Genomic DNA, 1279 nt, shown 5'->3' on the forward strand with positions numbered 1-1279 from the left:
GGGCAAGGGCGGCATGGCCGATCCGGTCAGGGACAAGGACCAGCGCAATGTGGCCAACGCCCACCATGCGGCCAAGGACCTGGGCAAGGGTTGGAAGGTAAACCCCTTCATCATCGTGAAACCGGGAGAGACAATCACGATTGCGGAAATCGAGGGTCCGGGAGCCATCCAGCAGATCTGGATGACACCGACCGGGAACTGGCGCTTCTCCATCCTGAGAATGTACTGGGACGATGAGAAGGAGCCTTCCGTCGAATGTCCGGTGGGTGACTTCTTCTGCAGCGCATACAATGAATATGCACAGCTCTCCTCACTGGCCGTTTGCGTGAATCCGGGCAGCGCCTTCAACTGCTACTGGAAGATGCCTTTCCGCAAGAAAGCCCGTATCACGCTGGAGAACATCAACACCGCCGAGGAGATGCGCCTGTACTACCAAATCAACTACACCTTGACAGAAGTTCCTGAGGACGAGGCCTACTTCCACGCGCAGTTCCGCCGCTCCAACCCGACCCAGGGGTCGCTGCACACGCTGATTGACGGTGTGAAGGGCAAGGGACAGTACGTGGGTACCTACCTGGCATGGCGTGTAAACGACAACTGCTGGTGGGGTGAAGGGGAAATCAAGTTCTACATGGACGGTGACAAGGAATACCCGACTATCTGCGGGACCGGGACTGAGGACTACTTCTGCGGCTCGTACAATTTCGAGGACCAGAAGACGCGCCAGTACCAGGAGTTCACCACCCCCTATGCCGGCATGCACCAGGTAATCCGTCCCGACGGGCTGTACCGTGCGGTGACCGCTTTCGGGCTGTACCGCTGGCATATCCTTGACCCGGTACGCTTCGACAAGGACCTGAAGGTCACGATACAGGATTTGGGATGGCGTCATGACGGACGCTACAACAACCAGAAGTCGGATATCTCGTCGACCACTTTCTGGTACCAGGCCGAGCCGCATGCCAAATTCCCGGCTTTGCCGAGCAAGGACGATTTGGAAATTCCAAGATGGTAAAATTGGGTATACCCGATATTTAAAATTACGTTGTTTTTTTATTAACTATTAAATCAAAGTATTATGAGGATTTCTTTTAAAAGGAATGGTTTCATAGCATTGGCATCAATGCTATCATTTGCAGTGTATGCAGGGGATAATTTGCCCCTTGCAACCGCTGCATCGGGGACAAATGGATCTATTCAAGTATCTGAGCATGGCGTAGATACTTCTAATGAGATTCAACAAGCGAGAGTAATACAAGGAACAGTTCTGGAAGAAGGG

General features: G+C 53.1%; 1 protein-coding gene. It reads left to right on the plus strand.

Annotation, left to right across the window (positions count from 1 at the left end):
• The coding region (locus tag AB5213_RS17120) for a glycoside hydrolase family 172 protein (protein ID WP_368277032.1) at positions 1-1015 on the plus strand (1015 nt) is incomplete at its 5' end.
• Positions 1016-1279: the final 264 nt, after the last annotated feature.

It is taken from the genome of Coprococcus sp. RTP21204st1_G4_RTP21204_210225 (assembly GCF_040915385.1).
Taxonomy (GTDB): domain Bacteria; phylum Bacillota; class Clostridia; order Lachnospirales; family Lachnospiraceae; genus Allocoprococcus; species Allocoprococcus comes.